The organism is Bradyrhizobium sp. 153 (assembly GCF_023073835.1).
GTDB lineage: Bacteria > Pseudomonadota > Alphaproteobacteria > Rhizobiales > Xanthobacteraceae > Bradyrhizobium.
This window is the reverse complement of record NZ_JADPKH010000082.1, coordinates 109,831-122,055: the sequence shown is the minus strand read 5'-3', so window position 1 is coordinate 122,055 and position 12,225 is coordinate 109,831. Positions and strand designations below refer to the sequence as shown.

Genomic DNA, 12,225 nt, shown 5'->3' with positions numbered 1-12,225 from the left:
CAAGTGCCGGGTAGGCCGTTCGTCGCGATTCAGGCAAGCGCCCGTTTTTGTCCAGCAAGAGCCCTGCAGCGGTGAGATGCGGCAATCTGCTTGCGACGCCTCATTTGCAGCGGAATAGTCCATTCGAATGAGGTTGGCTGCCGCTGCGGCCGGTACTCCGAGTTGCGAGGCTGCTTGTCCTTTGAAGAACGCTACAGCGAGCGTCCCCTTATTTTTCTGCAGACCGGGAATAATTGGTTCCATATTTGAGTTGATTAGGCAGGGGATGAGCTTGAACCCCAACGACGACAGGAAGAAATTCGCGACTGTCGTAGCGCCCTATCTCGCCGACGCGCATGCGTTTGCGCGCTGGCTCACGCATAACCGTGCAGATGCCGAGGACGTCGTCCAGGAGGCGTGCATCAGGGCGTTTCGCGCATTACCGCGGTTTTCGGGACCGAATGCACGCGCCTGGCTGCTGACGATAGTGAGGAATACTGCCTTCACCTTACTCAGGGAAAAAAAAGGCCGCGGCTTTGGTCAGCCTTGACGAACTGAGCGAGGGTGATCGCTCCATTGCCGAGCGGGGAGGTGAACTGGATGCGTCAGGATCACCGGAAGCAGCGCTTATTGCCGCGGCCGAGGCGGCGAAACTTGAAATGTTCATCGCGGCCCTGCCGCCGGAATTCAGGGAAGTACTGGTCTTGCGAGATATCCAGGGGCTCGAATATCGCGACATCGCTGACATCACGGGTAGTCCGATCGGAACCGTGATGTCGAGGCTTGCGCGAGCCCGCCAGAAGCTGATTGCAGGAATGAAGGAGGAGAGATGCTCATGACACTCTCCGACGACAATGACGTGCATCTCATTCACGCCTATCTCGACGGAGAACTCGACGTCACCGCCGCGCTCACAGTCGAGCGCAAGATCGCAAGCGACCCCGACTTGCGGAAGCTCGCAGATGAAGTTGGTGCCTTGAAGAAAGTGCTTGCCGAGAAATTCCCGCCGGAGCCGCTTCCGCCGCGGCTCCGATCGCGGCTCGAGGCCACCTTTGGGCTCCAAACGAGACAACGAACGCCCAGTTGGGCCAAGATGGCAGCCTCGATCTTGGTCGTAGCTGCCCTGTCAAGCACCTTGACGGGAATCGCACTCCGCGGGACCGCGCAGCGGGATATCGTCGTAGCCGAACTCTTCGACGGCCATCTCCGCTCGCTAATGGCAGCACGGCCCACCGATGTCGTTTCCTCGGACAAGCACACCGTCAAGCCCTGGTTCAAAGGTCGGATCACGGAATCGCCAACGGTCGTTGATCTTGCTGCTCAAGGCTTCGAACTTCTCGGCGGACGCGTTGATGTCGTCGGCAGGACTCCGCTGTCGACCCTGGTATATCGCAGACGCGAGCACGTGATCAGTCTGACCGAAATCTCCGTGCATCATCACCTGGACGTGCCCTTCGAGTTGCGCACTGAGAATGGCTTCAATATGGTCAGATGGTCAGACCGTGAGCGATCCTACATCGCAATTTCAGATCTGAACGTGAAGGAACTCGAAGCATTTGTGAAGATGTTCCGAGGTAGTGCCAGCTAGTATCAAGCTGACCTGCGTGAACAAGCCTCATCGGACGTGGCAGTCAGCCGAAGGAGCCGCGGATGTCGTCGCTACGCCGGCAAAAACGCCGTGGGCTAAATCGGTACGAGAAATTGGGCGAGGAGCTATATGCGAAGGGGTACCGCGCGCGGCCCGAGCAGGTGATCCTGTTCAAGATCGCGGCGTGGACGCCAACTGCCCGCAGCACATCCTGCAGAAATTCGATGCCGCGGATGTGGCCGCTGCGCTGGCGGCGACGGATGCGAGAATCGCGGAGCTGGAGGCGGAAGTCGCGGCGCTGAAAGAGAAGGCGGCGGGCCGTTAGGCACGGATTTCGCAGCACCCTCCGCCGTCATGCCCACGAAGGCGGGGCATCCAGTACGCCGCGGCCCCTCGGTTCAATCACAACCGTCTCGGTACTGGATCGCCTGCCTTCGCGGGCGATGACAAGGGGGGCCGCCGAAGCCCCTCGAATCTACAACGCACTCTCGCCTTCGTGCTGGAAGCCGAGATAGCTGGCCGCGACGCGCTCGTTTGCCGCGATGTCGCTGGCCTTGCCGCTGAGCGCGAACTCGCCGAGCTCCATCACATAAGCCTGGTCCGCGATCTTCAGGGCGGCCTGCGCGTTCTGCTCGACCAGCAGGACGGAGACGCCGCTGGCGCGGAGCTCGGTGACGATGCGGAAAATGTCGGCGACGATGATCGGGGCGAGGCCGAGGCTCGGCTCGTCCAGCATCAGGAGCTTCGGCTCGCCCATTAGCGCACGGCCCATCGCGAGCATCTGTTGCTCGCCGCCGGAGAGCGTGCCGGCGAGCTGCTTGCGCCGCTCCTTCAACCGCGGAAACAGCGCGTAGACCCGCTCCATCGAGGCTTTCGCCCTGCGTCGCTCGATGCGGAAGGCGCCCAGCTCGAGATTGTCCTCGACATTCATGGTCACGAACAATTCGCGGTGCTCGGGAACGAGGCCGAGGCCCATCGCGACGCGGTCCTCGATATCGAGCTGCGCCAGATCCTGGCCCGCAAAGGCGACTCGGCCCTTGAGCGGCAAAATGCCCATAATGGCCAAGAGCAGCGTGGTCTTGCCGGCGCCGTTGGCGCCGACGATGGTGACGATCTGGTTGGCCCCAACCTCGAGCGAGACCGAGCGCACGGCCTCGACCTTGCCATAGGCGACATGTGCGTCGGTGACGGACAACAGCGCGCTCATGCCGCCACTCCGAGATAGGCCTTGATCACTTCGGGATCGCTCTTGATCGTCGCGGGTGTTCCCTCTGCGATCTTGGTGCCGAAATCAAGCACCACGATGCGGTCGGCGAGGTTCATCACGAAACCCATGTCGTGCTCGACCAGCAGCACGCTCATGCCGCCGTCGCGCAAGTCGCGCAGCAGGGTCGCGAGCCGTTGCTTCTCCATATGGCGCAGGCCGGCGGCGGGCTCGTCGAGCAGCAACAGCATCGGATCGACGCAGAGCGCGCGGGCGATCTCGACGATGCGCTGCTGTCCCAGCGACAGCGAGCCTGCAAGCTGGTGCATCTGCTCGGCAAGGCCGACACGCTCGATCTGGCGGGCGGCCTCGGCAAGCAGCTTGGCCTCGTCGGCACGGTCGAGCCGCAGCATCGAGGCGATCGGCCCCGAATGGCCGCGCAGATGCGCGCCGATCGCGACGTTCTCCAGCACCGTCATGTCGGGGACGAGCTTGACGTGCTGGAAGGTGCGGGAGATGCCGAGCTTGACGATCTCCTGCGGCGGCGCCTTGTCGACCTTGTTGCCGAGCACCGAGATCGAGCCCGAGGTCGCCGACAGCACGCCGGTGATCAGGTTGAACGTCGTGCTCTTGCCGGCGCCGTTCGGGCCGATCAGCGCGACGATCTCGCGGGCCTGGACGTCGAAGGAGACGTTGTTGACGGCGGCTACGCCGCCGAACTGTTTTCGCGCTTTTTCGACCTGGAGCAGAATGCCGGATGGGCCCGCAGCGCGAGTGCGTGATTCGAGCTTCAACGAGGTATCAGGCTTCCCGCCGCTGGTGCGCTCGGGCATGAACGACATGAACCAGGGCCAGAGGCCGCCGGGCGCGAGCTGCAGCAGCGCCACCAGCATGATGCCGAACACGATGGTCTCGACCTGACCGGAGCCGGGCAGGATCAGCGGCAGATAGCTTTGCAGCACCTCCTTCAGCACCACGACGATCGCCGCGCCGAGCACGCCGCCCCAGACATAGCCGGCGCCGCCGACGACCGCGATGAAGAGATATTCGATGCCGGCCTGGGCGCCGAACGGCGTCGGGTTCACCGCGCGCTGAAGATGCGCGTAGAGCCAGCCGGAGAGGCCGGCCAGCACCGCGGCATGGATGAACACCAGCAGCTTGGCGCGCGGCGTGTGCACGCCGAAGGCTTCCGCCGCGACATGGCCGCGCCGGAGCGCGCGGATGGCGCGGCCGGTGCGTGAGTCCAAGAGGTTCATCGTCAGCAGGGCCGAGACGATGACGGCGACCCAGATCGCGTAATAGATCGACCCGGGAGAGAGCATTTTGAACGCGCCGATCGACAGCGGTGGGATCGCCGAGATGCCGTCGTTGCGGCCGAGAAACTCCAGCTTGCTGAAGAGGTAGAACAGGCCGAGTCCCCAGGCGAGCGTGCCGAGCGGCAGGTAATGACCGGAGAGGCGGACGGTGATCAGCCCGAGCAGCACCGCGAGCGATCCGCTGACCACGAGCGACAACGGCAGCGTCAGCCAGGGCGACAGGCCGTAGCTCGTCGACAGCACCGCGGTGGTGTAGGCGCCGAAGCCGACGAACGCCGCTTGCCCGAACGAGGTCAGACCGCCGACGCCGGTCAGCAGCACGAGGCCCATCGCGACGAGGGCGGCAAGGCCGATATTGTCGAGCAGCACGATCCAGAACGGCGGCATGCCGGGCACAAACGGGATCGCCGCCATGACAAGCGCGAAGATGAGGATGGAAAGCCGGCTCTGCATCGCGCGTCAGTCCTTCTCTTCCTCGACCGCGGGCGCGGCGAGCGAGCGCAGCAGCAGCACCGGGATCAAGAGCATGAAAACGATCACCTCCTTGTAGTTGGAAGCATAGAAGGACGAGAACGCCTCGACGATGCCGACGACCAGCGCCGCGACGGCCGTCAAGGGGTAGCTGACGAGGCCGCCGATGATCGCGGCGACGAAGCCCTTCAGGCCGATCAGGAAGCCGGAGTCGTAGTAGAGCGTCGTGATCGGCACGATCAGGATGCCCGACAGCGCGCCGATGACGGACGCCAGCAGGAAGGCGATCTGCCCTGACAGCGTGGTGCGGATGCCGGCGAGCCGTGCCCCTAACCGGTTGACGGCGGTGGCGCGCAGCGCCTTGCCGTAGAGTGTCAGCCCGAAGAACAGCCAGAGACCGATGATGAAGGCAATGGTGATGGCGTAGACGGTGATGCTCTGGCCGGTGAAGCGCAGCGCGCCCGCGGTGAAGGCGCCGGACAGCACCGCCGGTCCGCGCTGGCCTTCGGCGCCGAAGAACAAAAGGCCCAGCCCCTGGAGCGCGAGGTGTACGCCCACCGATGCGATCAGCAGCACCAGCACGGAGGTGTGCGCCAGCGGTTGGAAGGCGATCCGGTAAAGATACAGGCCGATCATCGCCACGATCACCAGCGATAGCGCGATGCAGATTGCCACCGGCGGTTTCTGGGCGGCGAAGTAAACGGTCAGCGCCAGCACGATCGCCGGCAGCACGATGTTGGCAACGATGCTGCGCAGGATCAGCCGCCCGTGCAGCGCCTTGCGCGCCACGAACAGATCGAAGACGAAGGCGCCGATGCCCAGCGCCAGCGCGAGTTTTGCCGTGCCCGGCATCTGGCCCGCCGCCAGCGAGGCATAGGTCAGCGCGCCATAGGTGACGAATTCGCCCTGGGGAATGAGGATGACGCGGGTGACGGCGAACACCAGCACCAGCGCCAGGCCGAGCAGCGCATAGATCGCGCCATTAGTGATGCCGTCCTGCACCAGGAACAGCATGATGGTGGTATTCAAGACCGGACGCTCCCCCTAAAGATTACGGACCGGTCCCCCCATTGTGGTGGACGGTCCGCTCACAGCCATTGAAAAACGCTGGCGATATTTGATATGGTCCATAACAATTATCAAATATAATCTCAAGCGTGGCGCGGGCGATCGGGCCGAATTTAGCGGGATTACGAGCAAGAGGCGATGACCGTTTCCAAAACTGCTGAAAAGTCCTCCGAAAAGCCGGCCGACATGGCCAAGGGCCGCAAGGACGCGGCCGAGGCTCAGCCCGAGGCGCTCCAGCTCGGCGAGCTCTCGGAGCAGCTTGGCTACGTCTTGAAGCGGGCACAGCTCAAGGTGTTCGAGAATTTTTTGCGTTGCATGGCCACGCTCCAGCTCACGCCGGCGCAATTCTCGGTGCTGCTGCTGGTCGAGAAGAATCCGGGCCGTAACCAGACCGAGATCGCCTCCACCCTCGGCATTCTCCGGCCGAACTTCGTGGCGATGCTCGACAATCTCGAAAGCCGCGACCTTTGCGCGCGGATCCGCTCCACCAACGACCGCCGCTCGCATATCCTGGTCCTGACCGACAAGGGCAAGGCCGTGCTGACCCGCGCCAAGAAGCTCGTTGCCACCAAGCACGAGGCGCGGCTGAACGACCTGCTCGGGCAGGCCAACCGCGAAACCCTGCTCGCGATGCTCGCGAAAATCGCCAACGAGTTTTGAGGGGGCGGGGCCGCGTACCGAGCCGTCTCGTGGCAAGCCCAAGCCACATTCTCCGCTGTCATCGCCCCGGCTTGCCGTCTTCGCTAACGCTTCGCCGGCCCAACACCGAGGAGCCCGGCGAAGCTTTAGCGTAGCCGGGACCGGGCGATCCAGCATTCCAGAGCCGGCGCGGCTAAATCGAGAAGCCGCGGCGTACTGGATTCGCCGAAGGCGAGACCCGGTGGCGGGGAATGACAGCGCAGTGTGGAGAGCGACCTCAATCCACCAGGATCACGCGGATATCGTTCACATTGGTCAGCGTCGGGCCGGGCTGTAGCAGATCGCCGGTCGCCTCGAAGAACGTGGTCGCGTCGTTGTTGTCGAGATAGGCTTCTGGCTTAAGCCCCTGCGCCTTCATCTTGGCGAACGTGGCCGCGTCGATCAGCGCGCCGGCGGGGTCGGTGGGATGGCCGGCGCCGCCATCGGCGCCGTCGGTGTCGCCGGCCAGCGCCGAGATGCCAGCCGCGTCCTTTAAGAGGCCCGCGAGCGCCAGCGCGTATTCCTGGTTCGGTCCGCCGCGCCCGTGGCCGCGCACGGTCACCGTAAGCTCACCGCCGGAGAGGATCGCGACGCGCTTGCCTTGCGCGCGCGCTTGCAGCGCGAGCTTGGCATGATCGGCAGCGACCTCGCGGGCCTCGCCTTCGAGATCGGCGCCGAGGTCGATGGTCTCGTAACCGGACTCGCGCGCCAGCCTCACGGCCGCGTCGAGCGACTGCTTGGGCCGCGCGATCAGCTCGAAATGCGCGCGCGCGAAGGCGGCGTCACCGGGCTTGCAGCTTTCATTGGCGGGATCGTCGAGCGCGCGGCGCACGGCGTCGTCGATGTCGAGCTTGTATTTCGCCACGATCGCTCGTGCATCTGAAAGCGTGGTCGGATCCGGCACGGTCGGGCCGGAGGCGATCGCGGAAGGGTCGTCGTGCGGCACGTCGGAGATCGCCAGCGTGACGATCTCGGCGGCATTTTTGCCGGCACGCGCCAGCCGGCCGCCCTTGATCCGCGACAGATGTTTCCTGACCGTATTCATCTCGCCGATCGGCGCGCCCGAGCGCAGCAGCGCCTTGTTGACCGCCTGCTTCTGCGCGAAGCTGATGCCGTCCACCGGCGCGATCCAGTTCGCCGAGCCGCCGCCGGTGAGTAGCACCAGGAGCAGATCGTCCGGCCCGGCCTCGTCCGCGAGCGCGAGCGTGTCGGCCGCGCCTTTGAGGCCAGCCTCGTCAGGCACGGGATGGCCGGCCTCGACCACTCGGATGCGGCGCGTCGGCACGCCATAGCCATGGCGCGTGGTGGCGATGCCGACGAGGCGCTCCGGCGCGAGCTTCAAGGTGTCGAGATAGTGCCGCTCCGCGGCCGCGGCCATGGCGCCTGCGCCCTTGCCGGCGGCGAGGCAGATCACCCGTCCGTTGGGCGCCGGCCGCAGGTGCGGCGCCAGCACGACGTTGGGATGGGCGGCAGCAACGGCAGCGTCGTAGAGTGCGCGGAGCAGGGGACGGCGGTCGGTCATGACGAAGGCCTTGGGCAGGGTCTCGGGCGAAGCGATGGCGGCGATACCGCCGCTCCCCTGCCTACCGCATCGGGCGCCAAAGCGTAAGCGGGCACTGCCATCATTCGATTATGCAATCGCGTGATCATAATCGGCGCGCAAGCAAAAACCCCTGCGCGAGCCGCGCAGGGGTGTTCTCGTCATCTGTTTCAGAGGGCTAGCCGCCGGCTTCAGCGTTGATCACGTCGCCGAACAGCTCCCAGCGCTCGCCCTTGAAGCGCTGCAGCTGCAGCGAACTGATCGGCGCGAAATCGGTCGGCGAGGTGTTGATCTTGATGCCCGGCAGCAGCACCTCGGTGCGGAAGTCCTTCAGGCTGGCCGCCTGTTTCATGACATTCGCGCGCGTCAGCTCGTCGCCGCAGTTCTTCAGGACCTGGACCAGCGTCTGCGCAACGCCGTAGCCGACGATGGTGCCGCCGTCGGTCTTGTCGCCTTCGGGGAAGTATTTCGTCATGAAATCAAGAAATGCTTTCATCCCGGCGTCGTTGGCCCATTGCGTGTCTGTGGTGTCCTTCAGATAGGCCGCCGAGATGATACCCTGCGCGTTTTCGAAGCCTGCCGGCTTGATCACGCTTCCGACCGAGGCCGAGACGTTGTTGAGGAAGTGGGTCGGTTTCCAGCCGATCTCGGCGTTCTTCTTGATGGCCTGCGCCGCAAATTTCGGCGTGGTGATGTTGACGAAGACATCGGCGCCCGTCGCCTTCAGCTTGACGATGTGATTGTCAATGGTCGGTTCCGACGTCTCGTAGCTTTCCTCGGCTACGATCATGTTCGTGGCCTTCGAACCAAGCCCGTCCTTCAGGCCCTTGAGATAGTCCTTGCCGTAATCGTCGTTCTGAAACAGAACGGCAATCTTCGCGTTCGGCATCTCCTTCAGGATGTACTTCGCGTAGATCTGCGTCTCGCTCTGGTAATTTGGCTGCCAGCCCATCGTCCAGGGGAAGTTCTGCGGATCGTTCCACTTGGTGGCGCCGGTGGCGACGAACAGCTGTGGCACCTTCTTCGAGTTCATGTATTTCTGGATCGCCGAGTTCGGCGGCGTGCCGAGCGAGTTGAAGATGAGCAACACCTCGTCGCTCTCGACCAGCTTGCGCGCCTGCTCCACCGTCTTTGGCGGTGAATAGGCGTCGTCATAGCTGATGAAATTGATCTTGCGGCCGTTGATGCCGCCCTCGTCATTGATCTTCTTGAAATAGGCGGCTTCGGTCCGCCCGATGATGCCATAGGCGGAGGCCGGTCCGCTGTAGGGCATGATGTTGCCGATCTTGATCTCGGTGTCGGTCGCGCCGGTATCGTATTTTTTCTGGGCCGATGCAGTGGAGGCCGAGGTCGCAATGAGCGCGAGCGCCAGTGACGCGGCCGCAAATTTGCCGGTGACAGCGGGCATTCCTATCTCCCTATTTTCTTGGTGTGCGCGTCCTTCTTCTTGGCTTGATTGTTTTGGCGACGCTGCCGCAATTCAATACGATTTGTCCGAGAGCTTCAAGGAAAAGCCCCTGCGGCAAGGCCGCAGAGGCTTCGTCTTTAGTCGATTGGAGTTACATCTTTGGCGACTGGTTAAGGTTAGCCGCCGACGTCGCCGCTCAGGATCTCGCCAAATCGCTCCCAATGCTCGCCCTTGAAGCGGATCAGTTGCAGCTGCGAGAGGGGTGCGAAATCGGTGGGCGAGGTGTTAACCTTGATGCCCGGCAACAGGCCACCCGGCTCATAGTCCTTGATGCTGGCGGCCTGCTTCATGACGTTTTCGCGGGTCAGATTGTCACCGCAGGCCTTGAGCACGTGAACGAGGCCCTGGCTCACGATGTAGGCATACATGACTGAGGCGTCGGCGCGGTTCGCTTCCGGATAGTACTTGTCCAGGAACTCGTTCCAGGCGATCATCGCCGGGTCGCTCTTCCATTGCGCGTCGGTCGGGTCCTTGAAATATTGCGACGAGATGATGTCCTGCGCGTTCTCGAAGCCGGCCGGCTTGATCACGCTGCCGATCGAGCCCGAGACGTTGTTGAGGAAATGCAGCGGCTTCCAGCCGAGCTCGGCGTTCTTCTTGATCGCCTGCGCCGCGAATTTCGGCGTGGTGATGTTCATGAAGACGTCGGCGCCCGAGGCTTTCAGTCTCACGATGTGCGAGTCGATGGTCGGCTCGGAAACCTCATAGCTGTCCTCGATGACGATCATCGAAGCCGCCTTGGCGCCCAGCCCGTCCTTGAAGCCCTTCAGATAGTCCTTGCCGTAATCGTCGTTCTGATAGAGCACCGCGATCTTGGCGTCCGGTTTGTTCTTCAGGATGTATTTGGCGTAGATGATGGTCTCGCTCTGGTAGTTCGGCTGCCAGCCCATCGTCCAGGGAAAGTTCTGCGGATCGTTCCACTTGGTGGCGCCGGTAGCGACGAAGAGTTGAGGCACCTTCTTCTGGTTCATGTATTTCTGGATCGCCGAGTTCGGCGGCGTGCCGAGCGAGTTGAAGATGAGCAGCACCTCGTCGCTCTCGACCAGCTTGCGCGCCTGCTCCACCGTCTTCGGCGGCGAGTAGCCGTCGTCATAGGTGATGAAGTTGATCTTGCGGCCGTTGATGCCGCCTTCGGCGTTGATCTTGCGAAAAAAAGCTTCCTCGGTCTTGCCAATCACACCGTAGGCGGAGGCTGGTCCGCTGTAGGGCATAATGTTGCCGATCTTGATTTCGGTGTCGGATGCACCGGTGTCGTATTTCTTCTGCGCGGACGCTGTCGTGGACAGGGTTGCAGCCAGCACGAGGGCAGCCGAGAAGGCCCCCAATCGCACATGCATTGCAGGCATCTTGATCTCCCTAGGTAGGTTTGAATGTGCCGTGTTCTTGATTGGAAGCGATCGTTGCGCGTCGCTTCGGCACACATTGAATACCCTTCCCGGGCGGCCAGCAAGAGAACGCCCCGCCGGAGCTGTCGCAGCGGGGCGCTCTTTTTTTGAGGGGATGCGAAATATTCCGGCGCGCGAGATGGGATGCGCCGTCAATCAGCTGCGCACAGGTTGTTTTGGAAAGCACAGGCTATTTTGAATTGCCGCGCTACAGCGCTCAGTGTCCGATCTCGCTGGAGAGGATATCGCCGAACAGCTCCCACTTCTTGCCCTTGAAGCGCATCATCTGGAGCTGCTCGATCGGGGCGAAATCGTCCGGCGCGGTGTTGATCTTGATGCCGGGCAGCAGCGTATCGGGTTCGAAATCCTTCAGGCTTGCGGCCTGCTTCATGACGTTCTCGCGGGTGAGATCGTCGCCGCACATTTGCAGCACCTTCACCATGGTCTGCGCGGCGGCATAGCCGAACACCACGCCGGCATCCAGCTTGTTGGCCTTCGGGTTGTACTGGGCGAGGAAGTTGTAGAACTTCTTCATGCCGTCATCGGCGTTCCATTGCGGGTCGGAGCCGTCCTTGGTGTAGCTCGCCGACAGGACGCCTTGCGAGATCTCGAGGCCTGCCGGCTCCAGCACGCCGCCGACCGAGGCCGAAACGTTGGAGATGATCTGCATTGGATGCCAATTGATCTCCGCCGCCTTCTTGATCCCCTGCGCGGCGAATTTCGGGCTGGTGATGCTGATGAAGATGTCGGCGCCGGCAGCCTTCAGTTTCACGACGTGCTCGTCGACCGTCGGGTCCGACGTGTCATAGGCCTCTTCCAGCACGATCATCGAGGCCTTGCTGCCGAGCCCTTCCTTCAGGCCCTTCAGATAGTCCTTGCCGAAATCGTCGTTCTGATAGAGCACGCCTATCTTTCCGTCCGGCTTCTCTTTCATGATGTACTTGGCGTAGATCCGCGCTTCGCTCGTGTAGCTCGGCTGCCAGCCCATGGTCCATGGATATTGCTTGGGATCGTTCCACTTCGAGGCGCCGCTCGCCACGAACAATTGCGGCACCTTTTTCTCGTTCATGTATTTGCGGATTGCACTGTTGGTGGAGGTACCGAGCGAGCCGAAGATCAGCAGCACGCCGTCGTTCTCGACCAGCTTGCGCGCCTGCTCCACCGTCTTCGGCGGCGAATAGGCGTCGTCATAGGAGATGAACTTGATCTTGCGGCCGTTGATGCCACCCTCCGCATTGATCTTGTTGAAATAGGCCTCCTCGGTCTTGCCGATTGCGGCATAGGCGGAGGCGGGGCCGCCATAGGGCATGATGTTGCCGATCTTGATCTCGGTGTCGGACGCGCCCGTGTCGTATTTCTTTTGCGCCAGCGCCTCGCTGCTCATTGCAGTGCACAATGCGAGCGCGGCCGACAGGGCCGCAACCTGAAAACGAACGGCGGTCATGGTTCTCCCACCCCGAGCTGGATCGGCGCCGCATTGAACAAGATTGGCGTCTTCCGTCAACAAAAAGCCCCCGCGATCGTTCGC

At 62.7% G+C, this 12,225-nt stretch carries 11 protein-coding genes and 1 pseudogene; 5 read left to right on the top strand and 7 right to left on the bottom strand.

Annotated elements, in window-relative coordinates; all coding sequences use genetic code 11:
* Window positions 1-271 precede the first annotated feature (271 nt).
* The 4 genes and pseudogenes from IVA91_RS37175 to IVA91_RS19800 all read left to right on the top strand — a co-directional run.
* On the top strand, window positions 272-529 hold the full coding sequence (locus IVA91_RS37175) for a sigma-70 family RNA polymerase sigma factor (protein ID WP_346015510.1): 258 nt from the start codon (window positions 272-274) through the stop codon (window positions 527-529).
* A complete protein-coding gene (locus IVA91_RS37170) occupies window positions 516-818 on the top strand; it encodes a sigma-70 family RNA polymerase sigma factor (protein WP_346015509.1) in 303 nt (100 codons plus the stop codon). Before IVA91_RS37175 ends, IVA91_RS37170 begins: the two co-directional genes overlap by 14 nt.
* The gene (locus IVA91_RS19805) at window positions 815-1,567 is read left to right on the top strand and encodes an anti-sigma factor (RefSeq protein WP_247459091.1); all 753 of its coding nucleotides are present in this window, start codon (window positions 815-817) and stop codon (window positions 1,565-1,567) included. Before IVA91_RS37170 ends, IVA91_RS19805 begins: the two co-directional genes overlap by 4 nt.
* A 134-nt stretch (window positions 1,568-1,701) precedes the next feature.
* Window positions 1,702-1,892: pseudogene (locus tag IVA91_RS19800) on the top strand (pyridoxamine 5'-phosphate oxidase); the annotation flags it as partial.
* A 150-nt stretch (window positions 1,893-2,042) separates the two neighbouring features.
* Here IVA91_RS19800 and IVA91_RS19795 read toward each other — a convergent pair.
* Genes IVA91_RS19795 through IVA91_RS19785 form a run of 3 tightly spaced genes read right to left on the bottom strand, consistent with a single transcriptional unit; the run spans window position 2,043 to window position 5,587 of the window.
* Complete coding sequence (locus IVA91_RS19795) at window positions 2,043-2,774, bottom strand: ABC transporter ATP-binding protein (protein WP_247277883.1); 732 nt, start codon at window positions 2,772-2,774, stop codon at window positions 2,043-2,045.
* Window positions 2,771-4,540 (bottom strand): branched-chain amino acid ABC transporter ATP-binding protein/permease, encoded by a 1,770-nt coding sequence (locus IVA91_RS19790; protein ID WP_247277882.1) that lies wholly within the window; start codon window positions 4,538-4,540, stop codon window positions 2,771-2,773. Before IVA91_RS19790 ends, IVA91_RS19795 begins: the two co-directional genes overlap by 4 nt.
* A gap of 6 nt (window positions 4,541-4,546) precedes the next feature.
* Window positions 4,547-5,587, bottom strand: a complete 1,041-nt coding sequence (locus IVA91_RS19785; protein ID WP_247277881.1) for a branched-chain amino acid ABC transporter permease — start codon at window positions 5,585-5,587, stop codon at window positions 4,547-4,549.
* A 177-nt stretch (window positions 5,588-5,764) separates the two neighbouring features.
* On the opposite strand from IVA91_RS19785, the gene IVA91_RS19780 reads away from it, so the two are divergent.
* A complete protein-coding gene (locus IVA91_RS19780) occupies window positions 5,765-6,286 on the top strand; it encodes a MarR family transcriptional regulator (protein ID WP_247277880.1) in 522 nt (173 codons plus the stop codon).
* A gap of 256 nt (window positions 6,287-6,542) precedes the next feature.
* Here IVA91_RS19780 and IVA91_RS19775 read toward each other — a convergent pair whose 3' ends face one another.
* The 4 genes from IVA91_RS19775 to IVA91_RS19760 all read right to left on the bottom strand — a co-directional run bounded on the left by IVA91_RS19775 (window position 6,543) and on the right by IVA91_RS19760 (window position 12,141).
* The gene (locus IVA91_RS19775) at window positions 6,543-7,826 is read right to left on the bottom strand and encodes a glycerate kinase (protein WP_247277879.1); all 1,284 of its coding nucleotides are present in this window, start codon (window positions 7,824-7,826) and stop codon (window positions 6,543-6,545) included.
* Window positions 7,827-8,022: 196 nt separating this feature from the next.
* Entirely contained in the window at window positions 8,023-9,252 is a 1,230-nt protein-coding gene (locus IVA91_RS19770; RefSeq protein ID WP_247277878.1) for an ABC transporter substrate-binding protein, read from the bottom strand.
* A gap of 176 nt (window positions 9,253-9,428) precedes the next feature.
* Window positions 9,429-10,658, bottom strand: a complete 1,230-nt coding sequence (locus tag IVA91_RS19765) for an ABC transporter substrate-binding protein (protein WP_247277877.1) — start codon at window positions 10,656-10,658, stop codon at window positions 9,429-9,431.
* Between the two features lie 256 nt (window positions 10,659-10,914).
* A complete protein-coding gene (locus tag IVA91_RS19760) occupies window positions 10,915-12,141 on the bottom strand; it encodes an ABC transporter substrate-binding protein (RefSeq protein WP_247277876.1) in 1,227 nt (408 codons plus the stop codon).
* Window positions 12,142-12,225 lie beyond the last annotated feature (84 nt).

Excerpts from the sequence above, each read along its gene's own strand:
- IVA91_RS19805 (WP_247459091.1), top strand. The coding sequence starts at position 815 with ATGACACTCTCCGACGACAATGACGTGCATCTCATTCACGCCTATCTC.
- IVA91_RS19795 (WP_247277883.1), bottom strand. The coding sequence starts at position 2,774 with ATGAGCGCGCTGTTGTCCGTCACCGACGCACATGTCGCCTATGGCAAG.
- IVA91_RS19790 (WP_247277882.1), bottom strand. The coding sequence starts at position 4,540 with ATGCAGAGCCGGCTTTCCATCCTCATCTTCGCGCTTGTCATGGCGGCG.
- IVA91_RS19780 (WP_247277880.1), top strand. The coding sequence starts at position 5,765 with ATGACCGTTTCCAAAACTGCTGAAAAGTCCTCCGAAAAGCCGGCCGAC.
- IVA91_RS19775 (WP_247277879.1), bottom strand. The coding sequence starts at position 7,826 with ATGACCGACCGCCGTCCCCTGCTCCGCGCACTCTACGACGCTGCCGTT.
- IVA91_RS19770 (WP_247277878.1), bottom strand. The coding sequence starts at position 9,252 with ATGCCCGCTGTCACCGGCAAATTTGCGGCCGCGTCACTGGCGCTCGCG.
- IVA91_RS19765 (WP_247277877.1), bottom strand. The coding sequence starts at position 10,658 with ATGCCTGCAATGCATGTGCGATTGGGGGCCTTCTCGGCTGCCCTCGTG.
- IVA91_RS19760 (WP_247277876.1), bottom strand. The coding sequence starts at position 12,141 with ATGACCGCCGTTCGTTTTCAGGTTGCGGCCCTGTCGGCCGCGCTCGCA.